The following is a 23,086-nucleotide window of genomic DNA, read 5'->3' on the forward strand; positions in this document are numbered from 1 at the left end:
AATGATACTTTGCAGGGCTGCCGCTCTGTGCGTGATCGCCGATGAAGCATCGCACGGAGCAGGGACGGACATAGTCATCGGCATCGGGAGGCGCGCCGCCTAAGGGCATGCCTTGTCGTCGATGCCGGGATGCCGGGAACCTTGAGCGCCGCGGATGGCTTCGTCCGCGGCGCTTTTTCATGCGCGGACCCGGGGCGGTTCGCGCGGCTTCCGTTTCCGCATCCCGATCTTCCGAGGTGAACCTATGGCTTCTTCTGCATCGACTATTTCCTTCTCCGAGGGGCCGCTGTTCCGGCAGCTGCTTTCCTTCGCGTTGCCGCTCATGGCGGTGAACGTCTTGCAGTACGTGTACCAGGCCGTCGACATGGCGGTGGTCGGCCAGGTGGTGGGCGACGTGGGGCTCGTGTCCATGAGCAACGCGGTGAACGCCGTCTTTTTGGTGAACGCGTTCGTCATCGGCCTTTCGGCCGGCGGCGGCGTGGTGGTGGCGCGCGCGGTGGGCGCGGGCGACGTGGGCGCGCAGCGACGGGCCTACGCGGCCACGCTCCTGGTGGCGCTGCTGGCGTCCGTCGGCATCGCTGTGGCGGGCACGCTGCTCGCGCGGCCGGCGTTCACGGCGAACGCGGTGCCCGCGGCGGCGCTCGACGGAGCCGTGGCCTACACGACCGTGCTCTGCTGCGGCGCGGTCGGGCCGTTCCTCATGAACGCCGCAGCCGCGTTCCTCAAGGCGCAGGGCGACGCATGGACGCCGCTTCTGCTGGTGGGTGCGGCGACGTTCGTGAACGTGGCGCTCGACCTGGTGCTCGTGGGCCCGGCCGGCCTGGGCGTGCCGGGCGCGGCGGTGGCCACCGTGGCGGCGCAGGGGCTCTCGGCGCTGCTCGCGCTCGCGCTGGTGCGGCGGCGCTTCGCGGCGGGGCGCGTGCTCGGAAGCGGCGTGCTCGCGGGCGGCTTCGCTGGCGACGTGCGCGCGGTGCTTTCGGTCGGCGTGCCCTCCGCCGTGCAGATGGCGGTGGTGAACTTGTCGTACGCGCTGGTCACCGGCATGCTCAACCGCTACGGCGTGGACGTTGCCGCCGCAGCGGGCGTGGGGCTGCAAATAAGCACCATCGCGGGACTGCCCTGCTGGGCCATCGGGCAGGCCATCACCACGGCGGCCGCGCAGTGCGCCGGCGCCGGCGAGCTCGCGCGCGCCCGCGACGTCGCGCGGCTGGGAGCGCGCTTCAACATCGGCGTCACGCTGGGCATACAGGTGCTCATACAGCTGCTCGCGCCGGTTATCGTGGGGCTCTACGGCCTCACGCAGGGCGCGCCGTTCGACATCGCCGTGCTCTACCTGCGTATCACGTGCAGCGTGAACGGCCTGTTCTACGCGGCCATGTACAGCTTCGACTCGTTCGCTCTCGGGGCCGGCTCGCCGCGGCTCGTGCTGGCGAACTCGCTCATCGACGCGTTCGCCGTGCGTTTCGGCCTGGCGTTTTTGCTCTCGGGCGCGCTCGGCTTCGGCTACGTGGGCATTTTCGTGGCGCAGGCGGCCTCGCCCGTGATCCCCGCAATCATCGGCGGCGTCTACCTGCGCCGCTGGTCGCGCTCGCGCGGTGTGCTGCGGGAAAGATAGGGGATGTGGCAAAACGGAACGCATATGCACCCGAAACGGCCTTTCTGAAAGCCTGCGAGGCCGGCCCACCGAAAGAAACGCCTGATGGCGCTATCCAGTGCGTTCGATAACGAGTGCATATGACCGCCAAATTGCCAATCCAACCAGGAATTCGCGCACGTGCAGGGCACGGGGATGGCGCGCAGCCTACGCCTTCGTCACCAGCTCTTGCACGGGGATGCGCTCGACCGCGTGACGTTCGGGGCTCTTCCATTCGTCGGCGGCGTGGCCCACGGCCAGTATGTTCACCGGCACGAGTGAGGCGGGCAGGTTGAACGCCTCGCGCACGCCGGCGGGGTCGAACGCGCAGATCCACACGCTGCCGAGGCCCAGGTCTGTGGCCGCGATCATCATGTGGTCGCAGGTGATGGAGGCGTCGATGGCGGTGGAGACCATGCCGTCGACGGGGCGCTTCCAAGCGCGCTTGGCATCTGCGCACACGATGAACGCGAGCGGCGCGCCGTAAAGGTTCGCGTACCTTCCGAGATTTGCGAGTCCTTCCGCGCTTTCCACCTGGATGAGGCGCACGGGCTGGCGATTCGCGGCGCTCGGCGCGACGTGGGCTGCCTCCACGATAGCGGCGATCTTCTCCGACTCAACAGGCTTGGTTTCGTAGGCGCGGATCGAGCAGCGCTTCTTGGCAAGGTCGGTAAACGACATGGGATGCCCCTTCTCTCGTGCGGGTTCGTTTCTCCTTTCATGATAGAAGCCGCTACCGGACAAGCAAGTAGGCACTATTTTGGAATATACTACCGAAAAGGAAAGCAAGGGTTTGCCGCCGAAGGTCCGCCGCAAAGGAGCGCTGCCATGAAAACCTGCCCAGATGCCTACCATTGCCCGGTCGAAGCGACCATCGACATCGTGGGAGGCAAGCATAAGGTGCTCATCCTGTGGCACCTGAGCAAGCACGGCGTGCTGCGCTTCGGCGAGCTGCAGCGGCTCATGCCCCAGGCCACGCCAAAGATGCTCACCCAGCAGCTTCGCGAGTTGGAAGCCGACGGCATGCTCCACCGCGAGCTGTACCATCAGGTGCCGCCCAAGACGGAGTACTCGCTCACCGAGCGCGGCCGCAGCTTCACGCCGGTGCTGAACGCCATGTGCGTCTGGGGCGGGAGCGTGCTTAAGGAGATGAGCGCGGAAGCGGGGAGAAAAGTTGTCCGTAAAGATTGATCGGTGCGCGTCTCCCGGCTTTCGTGTCGCGAAAGCGTTGTAAAGTTTTGCGCATCGTGCAATACTCTATCTAATAAGTTTTGCGCATCGTGCAAGGAGTAGAGCCATGCTGAAGCGAAAGGCGTACGACCGGCTTCTCGAATGGAAGAAAAACCGCAATGGAAAGACTGCGCTGCTTATCGAGGGGGCTCGCCGTGTGGGCAAAAGCACGCTCGTGGAGGAGTTTGGGCGCAACGAGTACGCTTCCTGCCTTATCGTGGATTTCTTCCAAGCGCCCGCCGAGGTGAAGCAATACTTCGAAGACTACCGCACCGATTTCGACACGCTGTTTCTCTACCTGTCCACCTACTACGGAGTCGACCTCCATGAACGGGATACGCTCATCGTCTTCGATGAGGTTCAGATGTTCCCGACTGCTCGTGGCCTGCTCAAGTACTTAGTGGCCGACGGCCGTTACGACTATATCGAAACCGGATCACTCCTGTCGATCAAGCAGAACGTGGACGGCATTGTGGTTCCGTCGGAGGAGGAATCCTTCGAGCTCAATCCGCTGGATTTCGAGGAATTCCTTTGGGGGATGGGCGAGGAGAAGCTGGCGACCCTCATCCGCAGGCAGTTCGACGGACTGAAACCCTTGCCCAACGGGCTGCACCGTCGCGCTATGGGTCTTTTGAGGGAGTATATCCTGGTGGGCGGCATGCCCGGTCCCGTGAGCATCTACGTGGCGCAGCGCAAGTTCGAGCCAGTTGATACGGCGAAGCGCCAGATCCTCAGCCTGTATCGCAACGACGTCGCGCGGTTTGCCCGCGGCTACGAATTCAAGGTGGTTTCGGTGCTGGACGGCATTCCCGGCCAGCTGTCGAAGCATGAGAAAAAGTTCACCTTGAGCTCCATCAGCAAGAATGCACGCATGAGAAGCTACGAGGAGGCCTTCTTTTGGTTGGCCGACGCGCGTATCGCCAACATCTGCTTCGCCTGCTCGGATCCGGGCGTGGGCCTCTCGCTCAACATGACGCAGTCTTCTTTGAAGTGCTACCTGGCCGACACGGGACTGCTCGTCTCGCTTGCTTTCGCCGACAACGCGCATACGGATGAAAGCGTGTACCGCGCCGTGCTTCGCGGCGAGATAGGGTTGAACGAGGGAATGCTCACGGAGAACGTCGTGGCCCAGATGCTCAACGCGAACGGGCATCGCCTGTTCTTCTATTCGCAGTCAGGAAAGAGGGAGGGCGAAGAGCGGATGGAGGTCGACTTCCTTATCGTGCGCCCGTACGCCGATGCCGCCATGAAGCCTCGCGTCTGTCCTGTGGAGGTGAAGTCGCCTCGACAATACGGCACGAAATCGCTCGATCGATTCAAGGAGAAGTTCGGCAAGCGCGTCGGGACCCAGTACGTTCTGCATCCCAAGCAACTCAAAGTCGACGGCGATCGTGCATACTTGCCGTTGTACATGGGATTCTGCCTGTGAAAACCGGGGCGCGAAAGCGAATGAAGGGGAGGCGAGCATGAGAGACTCGACGACCGGGGTTGCCGTGCTCCTCGTGGAGGACGACGCTCACATCAGCGGCATCGTGGCCGACCACCTGGGGCATGCGGGGTACGCGTGCACGCAGGCGTTCTCGGGAACGGAGGCGCGGCTCGTGCTGGAGGCGGCGGACGCGCGCGGCGAGCGGTTCGACGTGGTGGTGTGCGACCTCATGCTGCCCGGCCTTCCCGGCGAGGACATCGTGCGCCTCGTCCGCGCCGCCGACGCCCATACGCCCATCGTCGTGACCTCGGCGCGCACGAGCGCTACCGACAAGGTGGACCTCCTCAAGCTGGGCGCCGACGATTACCTGGCCAAGCCCTTCGACCTGGACGAGCTGCTCGCGCGCATCGAGGTGCAGCTGCGCCACCGCGCCCGCGTCCCTGCGCCCCAGCCCGGCGGCGACGTGCTGCGCGTGGGCGCATGGACCGTCGACCGCGCCGCGCGCACGCTCGCGGTGGACGGCGCGGACGTGCCTCTCACGCGCACCGAGTTCAACATCGTGGAGCTTCTGGCGCTGCATCCGAAGAAGGTGTACACGAAGCAGGAGTTGTTCGAGCTGGCCTGGGGCGAACCCTACGCCGCCGAGGACAGCACGGTGAGCGTGCACGTGTCCAACATCCGCGCCAAGCTCAAGCCCACCGGCACCGACGGCTACCTCTGCACCGTGTGGGGCCTCGGGTTCAAGCTGGCGGTCGACGAGGGCGCATGACCTGCGCGGAAAGGAGCGTCCCGCATCTTCAAGCTTTCTTAAAGGTTGGTTCATCCTTCCTGAAACCCTGTTCCGTAAGCTGGAAGCATGTTGAGAAGGCGAAGGGAAAGGGGCGTTCATGAACGTCGTTGAGACGCGGGGGCTGACGAAGTCCTACCGCGGCAAGCGCGCGGTCGACCGGCTCGACCTGCATGTGGCGCAGGGGGACATCTACGGGTTCGTCGGGAAGAACGGGGCGGGGAAGTCCACCGTCATGAAGATGGTGTGCGGGCTGGCAGCGCCCACCGAGGGCGAGATCGAGCTGTTCGGCGGGCGCGCCGGCGCCGACGTTCGCGGCGAAGCCGCGCGGCCTGCGGGAACGTCGCGCGTGGGCGCGCTCATCGAGGCGCCGGGCATTGTCCCCAACCTGACGGCCTACGAGAACCTCATGGCGAAGGCCCTGGCCTTGGGCGTGGTCGACGCGTCGGCGCGCTGCCGCGAGGCGCTTGCGCTCGTGGGCCTCGAGGGCGTGGGCAGGAAGAAGGCGAAGGGCTTCTCGCTCGGCATGAAGCAGCGGCTGGGCCTGGCGCTCGCGCTCGTGGGCTCGCCCGACCTGCTGCTGCTCGACGAGCCGTTCAACGGCCTGGACCCCGAGGGCACGCGCGCCATGCGGAACCTCATCGTGCGGCTGAACCAGACGCTCGGCGTGACCGTGGTCATCAGCTCGCACGTGCTGGACCAGCTCGACCGCGTGGCCACGCGCTTCGGCATCATCGCCGAAGGCCGCATGGTGCGCGAGATGACCGCCGAGCAGATGCAGGCCGAGTGCGGCGACAGCCTGCGCGTGCGCACGGCCGATCCGGCCCGCGCGCTCGCGTTGATGGAGGAGGCGTTTCCCCAGGCCAGGTTGAGCGCGCTGCCCGACGGAACCCTCGCCGTCACTGGCGACTACGACGCGACGGCCGTGTCGCGCTTTCTCCATGACGCCGACCAGACGGTGCTGGAGCTGAGCCCGGTGCGCCGGGATATCGAGGACTACTTCGTGGAGCTCATGGAGGGCGGTGCGTCAAGGACTGTGTCCTCCGCGTCGCGCCAGGAAGGCGGTGCGCACCATGTTTAACCTGCTGAAATCTGATGTCTACCGGCTCGTGCACGGCAAGATGCTGTGGGTTGGCTTGGCCTTCCTCGCGCTCGTGGTGGTGGGGGCGGCCGGGCTCGTCTGGTTCGCCACCACGCCCGAGTTCGCCCACATGGTAAACGAGCAGGCGCAGGAGGAGGCGCGCCAGAGCGGCGCGACCGTCACGCTCACCACGTCCAACGACGCTGGCCTCGACGCCGAGGAGGTGCAGGCGCTCAACGAGAAGGTCATCGGCAGCCGCACCTACTCGTACGGCAACACGTTCATGGTGGGATTCCTCGGGCTGATCCTCGCGGTGCTGGCGGCGCTGCTGGCCTCGTCCGATTTCGACACGGGATTCGCGAAGAACGTGCTCGCGGGGTGCGGCGACCGTCGGGCGTACTTCGCGGAGAAGCTCGTGCTGATCGCGGTCTTGTGCGGGGTTTTCCTGTTGGCGGGCATGCTCCTGTCGGATGCGGTGTACGCGGTCCTCGGGTTCTCCTACGAGCGCACGGAGACGGTGGGCGAGTATGGGAGCTGGGCGGTGCTGTCGTGGCTCGTCCTGACGGCGTACGCGTTCCTCGGCGCGCTCATCGCGTGGGCGACGCGCAGCAAGACGGTCGGCGTCGTGTTCGCGGCGCTCGTGCCCACGGGCTTCCTCGAATCGATGGTGCTGGGGGCGGCCGCGGTGCTCGCGCCGGCCATGCCGCTGGTGGGCGACGCAGTGCAATGGCTGCCGTTGTCCGTGCAGCAGCGGCTGGCGGCGGGAGGCACGGGCCTGTTCGAGGCGGGCGCGTCCGCCGTGGCCGGGCTTCCCGCGGCGGCGCAGGCGCTTATCGTGTTCGGAGCGATCGCAGCCGTGTGCGCGGCGCTGTCGCTCACGGCGTGCCGGCGCAGGGACGTGTAGGGCAAGGAGGGCGTTCGGATGGCGTATGTGCTGGTGGGGCTTGCGTGCTTGGCCGTCGGGGCGGGCGCGACGGCGCTCCTCTTCCGCCGGGAGCTGCGCCGCATGGCGCGCTTCCTGCGCGGGCGCGACGCGCGCAGCAACGCGCGCATGACGGTGGAGGCGCCCGGGCGGGCGTTCGCCGAGCTGGCCGAGGCGGTGAACGCCCAGTTGGACGCCGCGCAGCGGGAGCGGCTCGAGGGGCAGCGCCGCCAGCAGGAGTTCCAGCGCGACCTGTCCAGCCTCTCGCACGACATCCGCACGCCGCTCATGGGCGCGAAGGGGTACCTGCGCCTCGCGCAGGACGAGGGCGACGAGGCCGGGCGCGCCCGCCGGCTGGTCGCCGCCGAGGCGCGGCTCGACGACATGGGAGCGCTCCTCGACCAGCTGTTCGCCTACGCGCAGGCGAACGACCCCGACCTCGCGCTCGACCTGCGTCCCGTGGCCGTGCTGCCGGCGCTGGCCGATGTGCTGGTGGGGCAGTTCCCCGCGTTCGAGCGGCGCGGATGGGAGCCGCGCGTGGACTTCGAGGACGAGGGGCTTTCCGTGGATGCCGATGCCGAGGCCCTCGCGCGCATCTTCGAGAACCTCGTGGGCAACGCGCTGCGCCATGGTTCGGGGCCGCTTGCGGTGGAGCAGCGCGGAGCCTGCGTGGCGTTCGCGAACGAGGTGCCCGACCCTGCCGCCTTCGATCCCGAGCGCCTGTTCGAGCGCTTCTACCGGGCCGACGCCGCCCGCAGCGAGGTCGGCAGCGGCCTCGGCCTGGCCGTGTCCGCCAGCCTCGCCGCAGCCATGGGCATGCGCCTGTCTGCGCGCCTGGACGGAAACGTGCTGGTCGTGGAGCTTGCGTTGGCTGACGCCGCGATCGCAGCCCCTTCGAACTCCTTCGCCGTATGAGGACTTCGGCATCTGGCGGCAACCGTCGTTGTGCGCCGTAGACCGGGAGAAGCGGGCGCGGTGCGGACGCCTGTCGTACAATATCGAACAGTATGCCGTGCCCTCAGGGGGTTGACGGGTTCTGGCGAAAAATGCGGGAAGGGCGGGCGATATGGCGATCGACAAGGTGAAAACTTATTTTCGAGAGTGCGGCATCGGGGATCGGGTGCTCGAATTCGAAGTATCGAGCGCAACGGTGGAGCTTGCGGCTGCCGCCGTGGGATGCGAGCCGGCGCGCATCGCCAAGACGCTCTCGTTTCACGTGGGCGATCGGGTGGCGCTCGTCGTAGCCGCCGGAGACGCTCGCATACACAATCAGAAATTCAAGGCGCAGTTCGGCACAAAGGCCAAAATGCTCTCCGCTGACGAGGCTGAGCCACTCATCGGCCACGGCGTCGGCGGCGTGTGCCCCTTCGCGGTGAACGAGGGATGCGATGTGTTCCTGGACGAATCGCTGCGCCGCTTCGACGTGGTGTATCCCGCCTGCGGCAGCGCGAACAGCGCTATTCGCCTGACGCCTGACGAACTCGAGCGATACGCCGCGCCTTGCACTTGGGTGCACGTCTGCAAACTGCCGGGAGAATAGCGCGCCGCAGCAATCGGTGCCGCGTCCTTTTCATGTATTCGCAGCCGTGCTGCTCGCTTCCGGAACGGAAGGCGCGCTTCGGCGTCTCAGGGATCGCGGCAGTCATCGCTGCGCTCCTTTCTCCGTTCCGCTGTCAACGGTCATTTCTTTCAGAAAACGGGTGAAAGCCGCGTCCATCAGCTCCCGCTCGCCTTCGATCTCGCTTGGATACGGGTAGCGTGTCGCCGTATGGTTGAACTCGCTGCGGATGCGCTGGGCGGCATTCTCGTCGTGGTCGGCCAGAAGTGCGTGGGCATAGCGCGTCCGCAACACGGAGGGAAAGTTTTTCATGGTTTTCATGAGCCTGCATGCGTCGGCATCGAGGGCGCGCTCGACTTCCTCTGTGCGGTTCTCGCCCATGAGCTCGCAGTACGCGAGGTCCACCTTCAACAGCGAGCAATACAGGCCGAGCATGCCGGTCTCGCGCCCTAGCAGGTCGCGGATGGCGTCTGCAGACTCCGCGATGCGCCCTTCGTCCAGAAGCCGGTTGCAGGCCAGCACCGCCACAGACGCGATGAGGGGGTTGCGCAGGCGCTCGGCATCGGCTGGCACGGCGAACCAGGCGGCGGGCATGTCCTTCACGCGCAGGTCGTCCGCCTGGGCCTCGCCCACCTTGAGGATGGTCCAGAACGCCCGCAGCGCTTCCGGAGACTCGCTGGCCGAGCGCAGGTTCTTGCCGTCGTTGTTTACGCCGCCGACAGTGAGTGGCAGGCCGTTCGCCAGCGCGAACGCAAGGCCGAAAAGAGCGACGAACGCGAGAAAGGTCGCCGCAAGCCCCGTTTGCAGCACGAAAAAGAAGGCGGCTGCGATCAGCGCGACGAGCATGTTCGCAAGCACGCCGCCCAAGTTGTAGAGCCGGTAGGGCATGCGTCCGTCCACGAAATCGGGCGGCCCCATGAGGCACTGGCCGCCTGTTCCCTGCAACGAGAGCCGCTTGAGACGCAACCTGTCGCCCTGTTCGACAAACATGAAGCTGCCCACTCGAAACGACCGGAATCGGTAGCCGGTTGCCAACCCGAATACGAGGTGACCCGCTTCGTGCACGATAATCTGCACGAAGTAGGCAACGACCATGAGCGCGACGATTGCGACGAGCCAAACAACGGTTTCGAGCGGGTCGCCCGAGTCGCTGACAGCGTGTATCGTTCGCCCCGCGAGGTAGCCGCCCGCAGCGCCGGCCGCCATGAGCAGTACGATGGCCAAAGCCCTCGCTCCCCAACGACGTTTTCGGCTGCGTTGCTTACCCGTCATGCTTCTGCTTTCCTTCGATCGATGCTGTCATCCAAGTATCGCACATAACCGTAACCGGTACGTCGCGCTTGCTCCTGCTAGAGTTATGGCGTAAGATACATACCGTTGGTATGTACGTAAGGTGTCCGCGATCTTGCTCAGAGGCAGGAGAGCGAGTCGAACGCGCGGCAAAAGCACGTAGACGAAGGACAGGTCCAGGCGCAGGTTGCGAACGGGCCGCGCATGCGGCGGGCACGCGAGTCGAGTGCGCAGGTTGACGCGGCATGAGCGCAGTCGGATGCTTTATCAACCAGCGGTCTATTAACGTGAGAAGGAGCGCCCATGGCTCGCAACAAGTATCCCGAGGAGACGGTGAACCGCATTCTCGACGCGGCTATGCGCCTGTTCATGGAGAAGGGTTACGAGCACACCACCATCCAAGACATCGTCGACCAGCTCGACGTGACGAAGGGGGCGGTGTACCACCACTTCAAATCGAAGGAGGACATCCTCAACGCCGCTATCGACCGCGAAAGCGAACCGCTTATGCGTCTGCTCGTGCAGATCCGCGACGATCCGCGCATGACCGGCCTCGAGAAGATGCAGGCGCTGTTCGAGGCCTCGATGGATGGCCCGCAGCTGCCCCTGAGCGCCGAGGTGGCCATCGCGCCCGACCCGGTGCGCAACAGCCGCTTTTTGGGCATGCAGTACCAATCGATCATCAACGAGGTTGCGCCGCAGTTCGTGGAGCCCATCATCCGCGAGGGTATGGCCGACGGCACCATCCGAACTGAATATCCGCAGGAGATGGCCGAGGTCATCCTCATGCTGGCGAACCTGTGGGTGAGCCCCGCGTTCCGCATGACCGACGCCGAGCAGATGCGCCGTCGCATGGACTACTACGTGGAGCTGCTGCACCTCATGGGCCTCGACGTGCAGCCCGGTCGCATCGCCGGCATGCTCGAGGAGTTCCGCGACGGCTACGAGCGTAATCTGCAGAAGAAGGGGGAGCGCGCATGATTGTTTGAGTGCTGGATCGGCCGTGGTGGTTGCGGCGCTCTGTTTTTCGGCTGCGGTTGCGTCGTGCGTCTCTGCTACGGTGGCGCCTCGTCGCCCGAGCGCAGGTGCATCTCGTCCGCTCCTCGATGTTTCATGTGAAACATTTGTACTGAAAAAGCAGGTGCGGAATTGAGAAGTTTCCTATCGCGCGGCCGTTGCGCGCCGCTGCACACCGTGGTGCGCTGCCGCGTGTCCCTCGTCATCGTCGGATCGCTGCCTCGACGCAGCATCTTTTTTAGCCAAGATACATACCAACCGTAGGTATGAAAGAGAAAGGAAGAACCTGTGGACAAGCTCTTGAACCGGTCGTTCGTCTCGATCGTGATCGTGCAGATCGCCTCGCTGTTCGGCGATGCGGTGCTGCGGTTCGCGCTGCCGCTCTACGTGCTGAACGTGACGGGATCAGCTGCGCTCATGGGGGCGGTTTCCGCGGCGGCGTGGCTGCCGTACCTCGTGCTCACGCCCATCGGGGGCGTGGCAGCCGACCGCGTGAACAAGCGGCGCATCATGGCCGTGCTCGACACGTTGCTCGCGCTCACGTGCGCGGCGTTCCTCGCGCTCGACGGCGTGATCGACCTCGTGGGCATGTGCATTTGCGCGCTCATCGTGCTGTACGCCGCGCAGAGCGTGTACCAGCCCACGGTGCAGGCGGCGGTACCCTTCGTGGCGCCGCGCGAGGGCATCGTGCGCGCCACGGCCATCGTGAGCCAGATCAGCGCGCTGTCGGGTTTGGTGGGCCCCGTGATAGGCGGGCTCGTGTTCGGGCTGTTCGGCATCGAGCCGGTGGTGGCGGTGGCGGGAGCGGCCTTCGCCGTGTCGGCCGTGCTCATCGTGTGCGTGGTGCGCATCCCCTTCCAGCGCGCCGAGCGTAGCCAGGGCGTCCTGCGCATGGTGGCGGGCGACATCGCCGAGAGCTTCGCCTTCCTGCGTGGCGAGCGGCCGGTCATCCTCAAGACCATCCTGCTGGTGGCGGGCATCAACCTGACGCTGTCGGCGTTCATCATCATCGGCGCGCCGGTCACCGTGACGCAGATACTCGGGTTGCCGAACCAGTTCATGGGCTTCGCGGAAGGCGCGCTCGCGCTTGGCGGTCTGACCGGCGGCATTCTGGTAGGCGTGCTGGCGAAGCGCCTGACCTTGCGCCAAGCGCCCGTGTTCCTGTTCGTGGCGGCCGTTGCGCTTCTGCCCATCGCCGTGGTGCTGGGCGCTCCGTTGGACCCGCTCGTCGCCTACGGGGTGCTGGTGGCAAGCCTGTTCGTCTGCATGGCCTGCGCTACCATGTTCAGCATCCAGGGCATCTCGTTCATCCAGCTGGAAACGCCCGCGCACCTGGTGGGGAAGGTGATCGCGCTGGCCATGTCCTTGGCGAACTGCGCGCAGCCGGTGGGGCAGCTGGTGTACGGAGGGCTGTTTGACGCGCTTCGGGGCAACCTGGTGCCGGTGGCGCTGGGCACGGCCGCGGCCGCGCTCGTCATCGCGGCGCTCACGAACCGCGTGCTCAAGCGTGGATTGACGGCGGAAGGGACGGCGGTCGATGCCGTTGAGGTTTCTGAGTCGGGAGCGCTTCCGGTGGCCGTCGAGCCTTCGGAGGCTGTCGAGCTTCCGGTGGCCGTCGAGTCCGTGCAGGCACGGATGCGCTAGCTCAGCTCTCGTCCAGCGCGAGCTTCGCCTTCACGATGCGCATGACCGACTGGTCGATGCGGTCCTCGGAGAGCGTGCCCGCGCACACGGCGTCGAGCACTCCCCGATAGGCGGAGGCGAAGTCCTCCGGCATGAGCACGAGGTCCGCGCCGGCCAGAAGCGCCATGACCCCCGCCTGGTCGGGCGTGCAGAAGTCGCCGACTGCGCCCATGGAGAGCGAGTCGGTGATGACGAGGCCTTGAAAGCCCAGCTCCCCGCGCAGGAGGTCGGTGACGGCCGCGGGGTTGAGCGAGGCGGGCACGTCGTTGCCGAACGCGTTCGGGGCGGTGAGGTGGCCCACCATGACCATCGGCACATCGGCCTCGATGGCTGCTTCGAAGGGCGCGAGCTCCCCTATGCGCAGCTCGTCGAGCGTATTCTGGGTGACGATGGCGCCCTCGTGGCTGTCGCCCGTCATGCCGCCGATGCCGGGGAAGTGCTTGGCGCAGCAGAGCACGCCCGCGTTCGCGAAGCCCTTTACCTGCGCGGACACCATGTCGCTCACGAGCGCGGGGTCGGTTCCGAACGAGCGAAGCGCCATGACATCGGTGGCCGGGTTGCCGCAGATGTCGGAATCGGGCGCGAAGTTCAGGTTGAAGCCCAGGTCGCACAGGTAGCCGCCGATGGTTTGGGCCACCGCTTGAGCCTGCGTCGGATCGTTCGTCGCGCCCACGTCGGCCATGTTGCCCACGTTGGGGATGGCGAAACCGGGGTTTCCGCCGATGCGGCTCACCGTGCCGCCCTCTTCGTCGACGCCCACGAGCAACGGCAGCCCGCATGCATCTTGCGCATAGGTCTGGGAGTTCGCGATCATCTCGCGCGTCTGATCGGCCGAGAGCAGGTTCTTCTTGAAGTAGACGAGGCCGCCCACCGGGTAAGCGGCAAGCGCCTCCTTGGTGGCCTCGCCCGCCTGCGTGGCGGTGCCCACTTCGGTTATGGCTTCGGGCGTGACCACGAATAGCTGAGCGACCTTCTGCTCGAGCGTGAGCGCGGCCGCTTTCTCGGCAGCGCGTTCGTCGAGCGTGAGCGCGGGCTTGGGCGCTGCCGGTGCGGGAACGGTCGAGGGAGGCTGAGGCTGGTGCGGGTCCTCCACGTTGTCGAACTCGGTTGCGGGTTCGGAGTCCTCATTCGTCGCTGACGCAACGCACCCGGCGAGCAGGATAAGCGCGGTCAGCGCCAGTGTCGTCACGGCGAGCGTCCTCGGTACTTTCCCTTGTGCTATCAGGCCGTACATCGACCCCTCCTTCGCAGCTGGCATGCGAGCGCGAACCAGTATAGGGGCCGCTGGGGGTTGCCTCCGCGCGCTTTGGCTTGCTTCATGCGAAAGTTGAGGGCCGATAGTTCTCCTCCGCGTCGTGGAGGTGTACGGGAGGCTTGGCATGCATTGCGGAGCGCGAAAGCAGGGCTCGCTTCGCGGTAAATGTCCGCGTCAGTCCGCCCCTCGTACTGCAACGCGCGGCACGAACGCCCGAAGCTCGGGCAGGAGCGCGCGCAGCTCGTCAGGATTCCAAGCATGGAAACGGCCAGGGCCGGCCAGCACGCCTTCCGCATCGAGATAGCTTTGCAGAAACCATGCCGGAGCGCCTTCGATCCACCGTGCGAGGGCGTGCAGGTCGTCTGCCGTGTGCAGTTCACGTACGACCGTGGTGCGGAACTCGAACGGCACGTCGCCGCCCATAAGTAAGTCTGCCGATGCGCGCACGTCGGCCAGGTCGAGCCCTGCGACGCCGGCCGTCTCGGCATAGCGCGCGGGTGCGTTCTTCGCATCCATGGCTACGTAGTCTACGAGGCCCGCGTCCAATAGCGCGCGCAACCGGTCGGGGAAGCTGCCGTTGGTGTCCAGCTTCACGGCGTAACCAAGCTTGCGCACTTCTGCGCAGAAATCGGCGAGTTCCGGTTGCATGAGAGGTTCGCCGCCCGTTATGCACACGCCGTCGAGCAGCCCTTGGCGTTTGCGCAGAAAGCCGAGCACCTCCTCGACGAGCACATCGTGCACCTGGTCGCAGTCGGTCACGAGGTCGGCGTTGTGACAGAACGGGCACCGGAAGTTGCAGGTCGGCGTGAACACGGTGGCCGCTGTGCGTCCGGGAAAGTCGAGCAGCGTGAGCTTCTGTAGGCCGGCGACGCGCATAGCTACCTCGCCCCCGTCGTGTTCGCGCCCGCGTTTTCGATCGTGCTCGCACGTGTGGCTGTGTCCTCGCCCGCAGGAAACGGGTTCGCCTTGCCCGAGAGCTTTTCGATGTCGAGCGCCCACACGGCCGTGTGCGGGCCTTCGATCTCCATCGCTTTTCCGATAGCATGCTTGTGCGCAGGCAGATACTTCATGCAGAGGTTCACGAGCGCATGTTTGAACTCGATAGGATCGTCTACCGGGCGCATGCGGCCGAACGCGATGGCCGAGCGATAGCTTGTAGAGAAGTCGCCGTTCTCGAAGAACGCTTCGACGTCGACGACCGCCGTCGCGCAAGCGCGCGCGTCGCGGCGGAAGCAGTCGGCTTTGAGGCCGCCTTCGTTCGCGGCATGGAAATACAAGATGTCGCCTTGTCGTGCGTAGGACAGCGGCACGCCGTAGGGCATGCCGTCCGCATCGACGGTTGCGACGGTGGCGAATGCGGCGGCATCGAGCACAGCGAGCGTATCCTCGCGAGGAATGGCACGATCGGAACGCCGCATGGAAAGATGGTTCATAGCAAGTCCTTTCCCTGGTTGAGAGGCAAACAGGCGGAGGGCACCGAGGGCGTGCCGGGAGCGGAGGGCGTAATCCAGGGCGGCTCCCCATCAGTCGGTCGCGATTCGTAGGCTGCGCCGGCTCCATCATAGTCCGCCGGAAGCGGGCGGGCAATGGCGAGCGGGGTTGTCACGCTGCTTTGCCCGATCGTGCCGAACCCTCCATCGCGCACCGACCTTCGGAGCGTGCCGAACCTCCCGTCGGCTGCCGACCTTCCATCGCGCGTCGAGCGTCTTTCGCTAGCCCTGCGCGAACGCTTATCCGCTGGCCGCACTCAAGTGCCCATCCACCTGCCGCGCGCCGAGCATCTGCCCGTCGACCGAATTCCACGAGAAACGGATAGTCGCAGGTGGTTGTTTTTCGCGTCCCGCAACCGGGACGCGCGTGCGGTCTGTTCTATTCTCGCAGGTCGCCTTTCGAAGGACTCGCTTCAACCCCCTGGAAAACCCCTGATGGGAAAATATACCATATCTAGTTGGTTCGGCAATTCCCATCTTCAACATATGGGTGACAGACATTGACGAGGCATGACGACGCTGGTAGGGTGTGAGGCACCGATTCCCGACTGATCGCCCGCCTTCATCGGCGTCCGCGAGCGCCTTACCGCATGCGATCGGCCGATTGAAGAACACGCAGCAGCAAGAAAAAAGGAGCAAGCATGTACGAGGTTCAGAAGCGCGACGGCACGATTGCGGAATTCGACATCGCCAAGATATCGGCCGCCATCGCCAAGGCGTTCGACGCGCTGGAGAAACAGTACCATCCGTCGACCATTGACCTTCTGGCCCTCAACGTCACTGCGCACTTCGAGCCCCGCATCAAGGATGGCGTCATCACCGTCGAGGATGTGCAGGACAGCGTGGAGGAGGTGCTCTCCACTGCCGGATACGCCGACGTGGCGAAGGCGTATATCCTCTATCGCAAGCAGCGCGAGAAGGTACGCAACGCGGGCGCCACGCTGCTCGACTACAAGGACCTCGTCGACCAGTACGTCAAGGTGGAGGACTGGCGCGTGAAGGAGAACTCCACGGTCACGTACTCCGTGGGCGGGCTGATACTCTCAAACTCCGGTGCCATCACGGCCAACTACTGGCTTTCGGAAATCTACGACGATGAGGTGGCGAAGGCCCACCGTAATGCCGACATCCACCTGCACGACCTGTCCATGCTGACGGGCTACTGCGCCGGTTGGTCGCTGAAGCAGCTCATCCAGGAGGGCCTGGGCGGCGTGCCGGGCAAGATCACCTCGAAGCCGGCCAGCCATCTGTCCTCGCTGTGTAACCAGATGGTGAACTTCCTGGGCATCATGCAGAACGAATGGGCTGGCGCACAGGCTTTCAGCAGCTTCGACACGTACCTCGCGCCGTTCGTGAAGGTGGACGATCTCACCTACGAGGAGACGAAGCAGTGCATTGAGTCGTTCGTGTTCGGCGTGAACACACCCAGCCGCTGGGGCACGCAGGCTCCGTTCAGCAACATTACGCTGGACTGGGTGTGCCCGGCCGACCTGCATGACCAGCCGGCTATCGTGGGCGGCAAGGACATGGACTTCACTTACGGCGACTGCCAGCGCGAGATGGATATGGTGAACAAGGCGTTCATCGAGATCATGATCGAGGGCGATGCGAACGGCCGCGGCTTCCAGTATCCCATCCCCACCTATTCCATCACGAACGACTTCGACTGGAGCGACACGGAGAACAACCGCCTGCTGTTCGAGATGACGTCGAAGTACGGAACGCCCTACTTCTCGAACTACATCAACTCCGACATGGAGCCTTCAGACGTGCGCTCCATGTGCTGCCGCCTGCGCCTCGACCTGCGCGAGCTGCGCAAGAAGTCCGGCGGGTTCTTCGGCAGCGGTGAGTCCACGGGCTCCATCGGCGTCGTGACCATCAACATGCCGCGCATCGCCTACCAGGCGGTGGACGAGGCCGACTTCTATCGCCGCCTCGACCACCTCATGGACGTATCGGCGCGCTCGCTGCACACGAAGCGCCAGGTTATCACGAAGCTGCTCGACGCGGGCCTGTACCCGTACACGAAGCGCTATCTGGGCACGTTCGAGAACCACTTCAGCACCATCGGGCTGGTGGGCATGAACGAGGCGTGCCTGAACGCGCAGTGGCTGCGCGCCGACATGACGCAAGAGGCCGCGCAGGCGTTCACGAAGGACGTGCTGAACCACATGCGCGAGCGCCTGGCCGACTACCAGGAGGAATATGGCGACCTGTACAACCTGGAGGCCACGCCGGCCGAGAGCACCACGTACCGCTTCGCCAAGCACGACAAGGAGCAGTTCCCGGACATCATCTCGGCAAACGACCAGGGCAAGCCGTATTACACGAACTCGTCGCACCTGCCGGTGGGCTACACCGACGACATCTTCAGCGCGCTCGACGTGCAGGACGAGCTGCAGACGCTCTACACGTCCGGGACGGTCTTCCACGCGTTCTTGGGCGAGAAGCTGCCCGACTGGCAGAGCACGGCCACGCTCGTGCGCAAGATCGCCGAGAACTACAAGCTGCCGTATTACACCATGTCGCCCACGTACTCCGTGTGCAAGAACCACGGCTACATCGCCGGCGAGGTGTACGAGTGCCCGTGCTGCCACGAGGAGACCGAGGTGTACTCGCGCATCACCGGCTATTACCGCCCGGTGAAGAACTGGAACGACGGCAAGAGCCAAGAGTTCGCGGATCGCGTGGAGTACGACCTGAGCCACTCGCACCTGACGCGCTCGGGCGTGCAGGTGACGGCCGCCGCCGAGCAGGCCGGTCAGGCGGGAACCCACGTGACGGTGCCGAGCGCAGAGGCCTCGGCCGTAGCTTCGGTTGCTGGCGATCCTTCGATTGTTGAGGGGAGCACGCTGCCTGCCGGGCTGTATCTGGTGGCCACGCGCACGTGCCCGAACTGCAAGTTCGCCGCTGCGGAGATGAAGACGGCTGGCATCTCCTTCGAGGAGTTGCTGGCCGAGGAGAACGTGGAGCTCGCGCAGCGCTTCCGCATCATGCAGGCGCCGACACTGCTCGAAGTTGCTCCATCGGGAGAGGTGAACATCACGAGCGGCGCTGCCCCCGTTTTCCAGAAGATCGGTGCATTGAAGGTGCGCGCGACGGCGTAGGTTCTTACCGTCGGGGCTTCCGAGAGCCACGATGGTTTACACGGTGAGCATGTTCCGTGTGCGGCGTTGTTTGTCGTCGTCTCCGTAGAACGTTGTACGCTCAAAACGCAACGGAACCGGATCGTTTGATCCGGTTCCGTTGCGTTTTGAGCCGCCCTCGTTGGGAACCGCCGTGGCCGGAGGCGGAGAAGGGCTGGGTGCGTTCCCGCCGAAAGGGCACGGCAACCGGCGCATGGGGTTCGTTGAGCGGTCGCTAGTCCTCCGTGCCCACCATCACGTCGGTCTCGCTGAAGATGGCAATCGCGTTATCCTCTTCGGCCAGTCCGAGTTCGTCGATGGCCTCGCGCGTGATGGAGGCCATCATCATGCCGCCGCTTGGAAGCTGCATCGAGACATGGCCGTTCACAAGGCTCTTGTTGACATACGTGATGACGCCGGGCAGTTGGTTGCGGGCCGAGAGGTTTGCGAGGGGCTCAGAGCCGGTGGCGATCATGATGTCGGTAGCCTTGATGACGGCGAACACCCGCTTGCCTTCTTCGAGCATGAGTTCGTTGACGGATTCCATGGGGATGTCGGCCTTCACGGTTGCGAATCCGAGGTCGATGGACACAATGCCGTTCGCGCCTCCTTCAGCGATGGTGGTGATGGTGCCTTCGAGTCGGTTGCGTGCCGAAATCCACATGATGCCGCTCCTTTTGCGAGAGGGCGCCCGGATATTCCGGAGCCCGGTTTCAGGGTTTCCGGTTTGCCGGGCGCCCTCCGTCTAGGAGAGAGTATCGACGTTTGCTGAGAGCGGGGGAAGGGGTTGACCCGAACCGTCGCCTGGCGTGCCATTTCGTTGCGGCGCGGTTGCCAGCGCGTTGCCGGAGCGAACCGTCACCGCACGCTCGCCTGCGGGGCGACGCGTGCGACGAGGGCGCTGAGGACCGCTGCAAGCAGGGCGAGTCCGGCGGTGACAAGCAGCGCGGCCGTCAGCCCGACGGCGTCGCCTACAGCTCCCAGAACGGGGGAAACCATGCCACCCACGCACACGACCACGCCGAACGAGAGTCCCGAGGCCATTCCGAGATGCTGCGGCACGAAGCTCTGGCCGAGCGCCACGGTCGAGGGGTAGGATACGGCTTGGGCAAGGCCGATGAGGGCGAGGAGAAGCACCGACAGCGGCAGTATGCGGCAGAGGGCGAAGCAGACGAGCAGAGCTGCAAGCACGAGGTAAGTGCCCCGCATGAGACGCAGCACGCCCACGCGCCCCGCGATACGTCCCGAGAGCAGCGTGGCGACGGCGGAGAACAGGGCGAACACGGTGATCATGCTCGACCCAACAGCCTCCGCTTGGCCCAGTTCGGCGACGATGAACAGCGCCGCATAGGCGGTGAGGGCGTAGTAGATGATGGAGCGGGACGAGAGCACGGCCATGACGAGTGCGAACAAGCCCCATCGATCACGCTGGCCAGGGCCGTCCGCCGCTCGCTTGTCAACCAGGCCGAATCCGGCGAACACGCGGTTCTGCGTCAGGAACACGAGTGCGCACAGCGTTGCGGGGATCAGGAACACGAACGTGCCCGGCAGTCCGAATGCGGCGATGCCGGCCACTGCAAGCACCGGTCCCACCGCAAAGCCGAGATTGCCACCCACGGCGAAGATGCTCATGCCCGAGCCCTTCCGCTCGCCGGCCACGAGGTTTGCCAGACGGCCTCCCTCAGGATGGAACATGGCCACGCCCAGGCCGCTCAGCATGGCGGATGCGATGATGAGCGGATAGCTTTCGAGGATGCCCACTCCGGCAAGGCCGACTCCTGCCAAGAACATGCCGAGCGCCATGAGCCAGGGGCGTGCGTGGCGGTCGCCCAGCCAGCCGAACAGCGGCTGGACGACCGCCGAGACCGCATTCGATGCGAACACGAGGAACGCGACTTCGGTGTAGGAGAAGCCACTCGAGACGACCAAGAAGGGGAACACTGCCGTGAGCGCCCCCTGATTGAGATCGGTGCACAAATGACCCGCCATGAGCAGCCAGCTGAGCCCTTTGTGCTGCTCATCGGTGCGGTCGGCCTCGGTTTTGGGATCGAAGCCTTCGGAGGGCTCGGCGTCGAGGACCGTGCTCATGCGGGCCGCACCGTGCTCATGCCGTCCGGATCCTCGCCTTGCCTCAGCGCTTCGAACGCCGCTTTCATGGTGGGGTTCTTCCTGGTCAGGCGCTTGATGGTAAGGTCCTGCGCCTTATTGTTGGCCAGACGCAGGTTGTTCTCGGAGGACAGCAGCGCCTCTTTCGTCTTCTGTAGGTGCGTGATGGTCTTGTCTATCTCGTCTACAGCCGTTTGGAACTTGCGGCTGGCCAGATCGAAGTTGCGCGCGAAGCCCGCCTTGAACGTCTCCATGGACTCCTCGAAATTCGTGATATCGATGTTCTGATTGCGCACGACGGCGAGCTCGGCCTTGTACGCCATCGAGTTCAGCGCGGCGTTGCGAAGGATAGAGATGATCGGGATGAAGAACTGGGGACGCACGACGTACATTTTCTCGTAACGGTACGACACGTCCACGATGCCCTGATTGTACAGCTCGCTCTCCGGCTCGAGCAAGGTGACCAGCACGGCGTACTCGCATCCTTTCTTTGTACGGTCGGCATCGAGCTTTTTGAAGAAGTCCTCGTTCCGGTGGCGGTGCGACGAGTCGTCGGACTCGTTTTTCATCTCGAACATGATGGACACGATCTCGTTGCCGTTCTCGTCGCTCTCGCGAAAGATGAAGTCGCCCTTGCTGCCTTCGGAGGCGTCGTTGTCCTTCTCGAAGTACGCATGCGGGAACGCGGTGGCGCGCAGCTTGTTGAACTCGACTTCGCAGTGCTGCTCGAGCGATTCTCCCACCAGTTTGGTGGAGAGGCGCGCTTTCATGTCCTTGTAGCGCTCGATCTCGCCCTCCTTGTAGGCGATGATGTCGTCCTTGGCCTTGAGTTCGATCGCCAGCTGCTCCCTGAGGGCGCTCGTTGCCTGGCACTTCTCGGCCTCCTTGAGCTTGACCTGCGCGGCCAGCTCGTCTCGCTCGCGCTCAAGCGCCGCGCGCGCCTGCTCGACGGCCAGCAGCTTCTCCGTTTCGAACGCGCCCTCCTGCACGGCAAGCCGCTGTTCGAGTTCCACGATGCGCGCGTCTTTGGCGGCGGCTGCATCGGCGAGCGCGCGCTCACGCTCGACCTGGGCCAGCCGTTCCTGCGCCTCGCGCTCGCGCTCCTCGGCAACGAGGCGCGCCTCCAGCTCGGCGATGCGCGCCTCCTTCTGGGCTGCGTCGTCGTGCGCCTTGCCCAGCGCCTCGGACACGGCCAGCTGCACGGCTTGCCGCTTGTCGGCGGCCAGCAGCTCTTCATGGCGACGTACTTCCTTGTCGAACTCGGCATCACGCACCTGCTTGAGGATGGCCGCGAAGCCGGCCTCGTCGATGGTGAACGCCTCGCCGCATCGGGGGCACTTGATCTCGTTCATGCTCGCTCCTTCTCGTGTTTCGACGATTCTACCGCATGCGCATATGCTTGGCGGTCCCACGTTTGGAACAGACGGCGGTGTTTTCGTCGGAATCCTGTCGAAGTCGGCAGGGCGCTCTCTATATGCCCAGCGTCATGTGCAGCGCGTAGAACGTGAAGCGCACGGCGAAGCACGCGGCCAGCGCCAGCACCGCGCTCGTTGCCGTCAGCGCCAGCCGCACCGCGCGCGTGCGTTGCGCAGCGGCGAAGGGGTCGTCGCTCGCTCCAATGCCGTGAAGGAGGGTACCGGCGCCGCCCAAGGCGACGGCAACCGCCTCGAACGCGACGTACGCGCCGATGACCAGCGGCATCGCAGGAACAAGATCGACGGCGCGCGTGGTGGTGGTCACGATGCCGGGCAGCTCCTGCCACTGCGTTACCAGCACCACGCCGTTTCCCGCGGCGGCAAGCGCGGCCAGCGCCGCCAGCGCCACGGCCACGCTCTTGCTCGGCTCTTGACGTGCCAAGAGCAGCCCGAACAGTCCCACGAACGGCCCGCTCGACAGCGCGTTCAGCCACAGCGTCAACGGGGCGGTGGGCAAGTTCCACGTGGGAACCGATGGCACAGAATACGCCGCTGCAATGTATCCCACGAACGCCAAGCCCGCCGCCACTGTAGCCGACAGCCATGCGATGCGGAAAGAGCGTCGAAGGTCGTCGCGAAACGACAGGATCCAGTAGATGCCGCCCAACGCCAAGAATACGACAGCGGCAACCACCTCGTTCGACAGGGGAGAGCGGCCGATGCCCGTGATCACGTACAGCGCGTTCGCGGGCGTTCCCAGATGCGTCGCCGATGCGATGAGGCCCGTGATGGCCAGCACGAGCGGAACCACCAGGTAACGCCCGATTGCGTTCGCACGCGCGTCATCCCGGGACCGCATGATGGAAGCGGCCATGATCAAGTATCCGACGACGCCCGCCGGCGCGATGGTCGTGAACAGCACGAGCGTGATCTCGGTGAGCGCCGTCTCCATGATGGCAGCTTCCTTTCCGTACGCGATTCGCCGCTCCCAGTATAAAGAAAACGGGCGGGCAGGGGGAGCCTGCTCGCCCGTTCGGTCGCGGTCCCATGCCTATTGCTGAGCCG

20 protein-coding genes are annotated in these 23,086 nt (G+C 65.0%); 11 read left to right on the forward strand and 9 right to left on the reverse strand.

Features of this window, described 5'->3' with window-relative positions:
• The first annotated feature begins 244 nt into the window (after positions 1-244).
• Positions 245-1,615 carry an MATE family efflux transporter gene (locus ABGT83_RS12420; RefSeq protein ID WP_346687869.1) on the forward strand — a complete coding sequence of 457 codons (1,371 nt, stop codon included), beginning with the start codon at positions 245-247 and terminating at the stop codon, positions 1,613-1,615.
• Positions 1,616-1,801: 186 nt separating this feature from the next.
• On the opposite strand, the gene ABGT83_RS12425 is transcribed toward ABGT83_RS12420, so the two are convergent.
• Positions 1,802-2,314, reverse strand: a complete 513-nt coding sequence (locus ABGT83_RS12425) for a nitroreductase family protein (protein ID WP_346687871.1) — start codon at positions 2,312-2,314, stop codon at positions 1,802-1,804.
• 147 nt (positions 2,315-2,461) lie between these two features.
• Between ABGT83_RS12425 and ABGT83_RS12430 the strand changes: the two genes are divergently transcribed.
• The 7 genes from ABGT83_RS12430 to ABGT83_RS12460 all read left to right on the forward strand — a co-directional run bounded on the left by ABGT83_RS12430 (position 2,462) and on the right by ABGT83_RS12460 (position 8,622).
• Positions 2,462-2,824, forward strand: coding sequence for a winged helix-turn-helix transcriptional regulator (locus ABGT83_RS12430; protein ID WP_103263861.1), 363 nt, complete (start codon positions 2,462-2,464; stop codon positions 2,822-2,824).
• Between the two features lie 106 nt (positions 2,825-2,930).
• Positions 2,931-4,292: an ATP-binding protein gene (locus tag ABGT83_RS12435; protein WP_346687873.1), complete on the forward strand. Its 1,362-nt coding sequence runs from the start codon at positions 2,931-2,933 to the stop codon at positions 4,290-4,292.
• Between the two features lie 37 nt (positions 4,293-4,329).
• A complete protein-coding gene (locus ABGT83_RS12440; protein WP_346687875.1) occupies positions 4,330-5,061 on the forward strand; it encodes a response regulator transcription factor in 732 nt (243 codons plus the stop codon).
• A gap of 118 nt (positions 5,062-5,179) precedes the next feature.
• The gene (locus tag ABGT83_RS12445; protein ID WP_346687877.1) at positions 5,180-6,160 is read left to right on the forward strand and encodes an ATP-binding cassette domain-containing protein; all 981 of its coding nucleotides are present in this window, start codon (positions 5,180-5,182) and stop codon (positions 6,158-6,160) included.
• Positions 6,153-7,064: an ABC transporter permease subunit gene (locus tag ABGT83_RS12450; RefSeq protein ID WP_346687879.1), complete on the forward strand. Its 912-nt coding sequence runs from the start codon at positions 6,153-6,155 to the stop codon at positions 7,062-7,064. The genes ABGT83_RS12445 and ABGT83_RS12450 overlap by 8 nt, the downstream gene beginning before the upstream one ends.
• Positions 7,065-7,082: 18 nt before the next feature.
• Positions 7,083-7,997 carry a sensor histidine kinase gene (locus tag ABGT83_RS12455; protein WP_346687880.1) on the forward strand — a complete coding sequence of 305 codons (915 nt, stop codon included), beginning with the start codon at positions 7,083-7,085 and terminating at the stop codon, positions 7,995-7,997.
• A 151-nt stretch (positions 7,998-8,148) separates the two neighbouring features.
• Positions 8,149-8,622 carry a YbaK/EbsC family protein gene (locus tag ABGT83_RS12460; protein ID WP_103263867.1) on the forward strand — a complete coding sequence of 158 codons (474 nt, stop codon included), beginning with the start codon at positions 8,149-8,151 and terminating at the stop codon, positions 8,620-8,622.
• A gap of 102 nt (positions 8,623-8,724) precedes the next feature.
• Here ABGT83_RS12460 and ABGT83_RS12465 read toward each other — a convergent pair whose 3' ends face one another.
• A complete protein-coding gene (locus ABGT83_RS12465; RefSeq protein ID WP_346687881.1) occupies positions 8,725-9,912 on the reverse strand; it encodes a M50 family metallopeptidase in 1,188 nt (395 codons plus the stop codon).
• 321 nt (positions 9,913-10,233) lie between these two features.
• Between ABGT83_RS12465 and ABGT83_RS12470 the strand changes: the two genes are divergently transcribed.
• Positions 10,234-10,911 (forward strand): TetR/AcrR family transcriptional regulator, encoded by a 678-nt coding sequence (locus ABGT83_RS12470; RefSeq protein ID WP_346687882.1) that lies wholly within the window; start codon positions 10,234-10,236, stop codon positions 10,909-10,911.
• A gap of 324 nt (positions 10,912-11,235) precedes the next feature.
• On the forward strand, positions 11,236-12,591 hold the full coding sequence (locus ABGT83_RS12475; RefSeq protein WP_239926189.1) for an MFS transporter: 1,356 nt from the start codon (positions 11,236-11,238) through the stop codon (positions 12,589-12,591).
• A gap of 1 nt (position 12,592) precedes the next feature.
• Here ABGT83_RS12475 and ABGT83_RS12480 read toward each other — a convergent pair whose 3' ends face one another.
• The 3 genes from ABGT83_RS12480 to ABGT83_RS12490 form a co-directional block, all read right to left on the reverse strand.
• Entirely contained in the window at positions 12,593-13,864 is a 1,272-nt protein-coding gene (locus ABGT83_RS12480) for a glycoside hydrolase family 3 protein (protein WP_346687883.1), read from the reverse strand.
• 195 nt (positions 13,865-14,059) lie between these two features.
• The gene (locus tag ABGT83_RS12485) at positions 14,060-14,761 is read right to left on the reverse strand and encodes an anaerobic ribonucleoside-triphosphate reductase activating protein (RefSeq protein WP_346687885.1); all 702 of its coding nucleotides are present in this window, start codon (positions 14,759-14,761) and stop codon (positions 14,060-14,062) included.
• A 2-nt stretch (positions 14,762-14,763) separates the two neighbouring features.
• Positions 14,764-15,318 carry a pyridoxamine 5'-phosphate oxidase family protein gene (locus tag ABGT83_RS12490; protein WP_346687887.1) on the reverse strand — a complete coding sequence of 185 codons (555 nt, stop codon included), beginning with the start codon at positions 15,316-15,318 and terminating at the stop codon, positions 14,764-14,766.
• A gap of 698 nt (positions 15,319-16,016) precedes the next feature.
• Here ABGT83_RS12490 and ABGT83_RS12495 point away from each other — a divergent pair.
• Positions 16,017-18,482, forward strand: a complete 2,466-nt coding sequence (locus tag ABGT83_RS12495; protein WP_346687888.1) for a ribonucleoside triphosphate reductase — start codon at positions 16,017-16,019, stop codon at positions 18,480-18,482.
• Positions 18,483-18,735: 253 nt separating this feature from the next.
• Here the strand turns inward: ABGT83_RS12495 and ABGT83_RS12500 are convergent, their stop codons facing one another.
• From ABGT83_RS12500 to ABGT83_RS12515, 4 genes are all read right to left on the reverse strand, one after another.
• The gene (locus tag ABGT83_RS12500) at positions 18,736-19,164 is read right to left on the reverse strand and encodes a TOBE domain-containing protein (protein WP_103263875.1); all 429 of its coding nucleotides are present in this window, start codon (positions 19,162-19,164) and stop codon (positions 18,736-18,738) included.
• Positions 19,165-19,358: 194 nt separating this feature from the next.
• Positions 19,359-20,588 carry an MFS transporter gene (locus tag ABGT83_RS12505; protein ID WP_346687890.1) on the reverse strand — a complete coding sequence of 410 codons (1,230 nt, stop codon included), beginning with the start codon at positions 20,586-20,588 and terminating at the stop codon, positions 19,359-19,361.
• Positions 20,585-21,958, reverse strand: a complete 1,374-nt coding sequence (locus ABGT83_RS12510; RefSeq protein ID WP_103263877.1) for a DUF2130 domain-containing protein — start codon at positions 21,956-21,958, stop codon at positions 20,585-20,587. The genes ABGT83_RS12505 and ABGT83_RS12510 overlap by 4 nt, the downstream gene beginning before the upstream one ends.
• 118 nt (positions 21,959-22,076) lie before the next feature.
• Complete coding sequence (locus ABGT83_RS12515) at positions 22,077-22,973, reverse strand: dimethyl sulfoxide reductase anchor subunit family protein (protein ID WP_346687892.1); 897 nt, start codon at positions 22,971-22,973, stop codon at positions 22,077-22,079.
• Between the last annotated feature and the right edge of the window lie 113 nt (positions 22,974-23,086).

The organism is Enteroscipio rubneri (genome assembly GCF_963929405.1).
In the GTDB taxonomy this organism is placed as follows: domain Bacteria; phylum Actinomycetota; class Coriobacteriia; order Coriobacteriales; family Eggerthellaceae; genus Enteroscipio; species Enteroscipio rubneri.

What these genes read in the sequence shown, in the direction of transcription:
- ABGT83_RS12485 (WP_346687885.1), bottom strand. Translation starts at nt 14,761, where the DNA reads ATGCGCGTCGCCGGCCTACAGAAGCTCACGCTGCTCGACTTTCCCGGA.
- ABGT83_RS12440 (WP_346687875.1), top strand. Translation starts at nt 4,330, where the DNA reads ATGAGAGACTCGACGACCGGGGTTGCCGTGCTCCTCGTGGAGGACGAC.
- ABGT83_RS12500 (WP_103263875.1), bottom strand. Translation starts at nt 19,164, where the DNA reads ATGTGGATTTCGGCACGCAACCGACTCGAAGGCACCATCACCACCATC.
- ABGT83_RS12425 (WP_346687871.1), bottom strand. Translation starts at nt 2,314, where the DNA reads ATGTCGTTTACCGACCTTGCCAAGAAGCGCTGCTCGATCCGCGCCTAC.
- ABGT83_RS12510 (WP_103263877.1), bottom strand. Translation starts at nt 21,958, where the DNA reads ATGAACGAGATCAAGTGCCCCCGATGCGGCGAGGCGTTCACCATCGAC.
- ABGT83_RS12515 (WP_346687892.1), bottom strand. Translation starts at nt 22,973, where the DNA reads ATGGAGACGGCGCTCACCGAGATCACGCTCGTGCTGTTCACGACCATC.
- ABGT83_RS12435 (WP_346687873.1), top strand. Translation starts at nt 2,931, where the DNA reads ATGCTGAAGCGAAAGGCGTACGACCGGCTTCTCGAATGGAAGAAAAAC.
- ABGT83_RS12450 (WP_346687879.1), top strand. Translation starts at nt 6,153, where the DNA reads ATGTTTAACCTGCTGAAATCTGATGTCTACCGGCTCGTGCACGGCAAG.
- ABGT83_RS12430 (WP_103263861.1), top strand. Translation starts at nt 2,462, where the DNA reads ATGAAAACCTGCCCAGATGCCTACCATTGCCCGGTCGAAGCGACCATC.
- ABGT83_RS12445 (WP_346687877.1), top strand. Translation starts at nt 5,180, where the DNA reads ATGAACGTCGTTGAGACGCGGGGGCTGACGAAGTCCTACCGCGGCAAG.
- ABGT83_RS12455 (WP_346687880.1), top strand. Translation starts at nt 7,083, where the DNA reads ATGGCGTATGTGCTGGTGGGGCTTGCGTGCTTGGCCGTCGGGGCGGGC.
- ABGT83_RS12480 (WP_346687883.1), bottom strand. Translation starts at nt 13,864, where the DNA reads ATGTACGGCCTGATAGCACAAGGGAAAGTACCGAGGACGCTCGCCGTG.
- ABGT83_RS12460 (WP_103263867.1), top strand. Translation starts at nt 8,149, where the DNA reads ATGGCGATCGACAAGGTGAAAACTTATTTTCGAGAGTGCGGCATCGGG.
- ABGT83_RS12505 (WP_346687890.1), bottom strand. Translation starts at nt 20,588, where the DNA reads ATGAGCACGGTCCTCGACGCCGAGCCCTCCGAAGGCTTCGATCCCAAA.
- ABGT83_RS12470 (WP_346687882.1), top strand. Translation starts at nt 10,234, where the DNA reads ATGGCTCGCAACAAGTATCCCGAGGAGACGGTGAACCGCATTCTCGAC.
- ABGT83_RS12490 (WP_346687887.1), bottom strand. Translation starts at nt 15,318, where the DNA reads ATGAACCATCTTTCCATGCGGCGTTCCGATCGTGCCATTCCTCGCGAG.
- ABGT83_RS12495 (WP_346687888.1), top strand. Translation starts at nt 16,017, where the DNA reads ATGTACGAGGTTCAGAAGCGCGACGGCACGATTGCGGAATTCGACATC.
- ABGT83_RS12420 (WP_346687869.1), top strand. Translation starts at nt 245, where the DNA reads ATGGCTTCTTCTGCATCGACTATTTCCTTCTCCGAGGGGCCGCTGTTC.
- ABGT83_RS12465 (WP_346687881.1), bottom strand. Translation starts at nt 9,912, where the DNA reads ATGACGGGTAAGCAACGCAGCCGAAAACGTCGTTGGGGAGCGAGGGCT.